The sequence below is a fragment of the Roseomonas acroporae genome (assembly GCF_023223525.1).
GTDB lineage: Bacteria > Pseudomonadota > Alphaproteobacteria > Acetobacterales > Acetobacteraceae > Roseomonas_E > Roseomonas_E acroporae.
Window position 1 is genome coordinate 1 of record NZ_JALPRX010000195.1, and the last position, 383, is coordinate 383.

The 383-nt window shown below is 70.8% G+C and carries 1 protein-coding gene; it reads left to right on the forward strand.

The features are described 5' to 3' along the window. The coding region (locus M0638_RS27790) for a hypothetical protein (protein ID WP_248670199.1) at window positions 1–383 on the forward strand (383 nt) is incomplete at both ends.

The following is a 383-nucleotide window of genomic DNA, read 5'->3' on the forward strand; positions in this document are numbered from 1 at the left end:
AGTGAACGCGGCGCTCAATCTGGACCAACTCGGGCAGAACCCGCTGTACATCGGCAAGCGGTCCGGCGACACGACCAGCATCGACCTGTGCGAGGTCTCGCTCTGGACCACGCAGCAGGCGGCCACCACGCCCACCGCCGCGCTGACGGGCGGCGAGGCCGGCATCGCCACGCTCTGGCCGCTCGACAGCGGGCTCTATGGCTGGACGCCGATGACGGCGCCTCCGCAGATCATGCGCCGCGTGTCGCCCGTGGTCGGCCGGCGCATCGACCTGTCGGATGTGAAGTACGTGCGCAAGGACCGCTTCACGTCGGTCCCCGCGTGGCGCCACCAGTCCGCGTGGCCGCCGCGCACCGTGCACGCCAATGGGATGCTCGACGCCA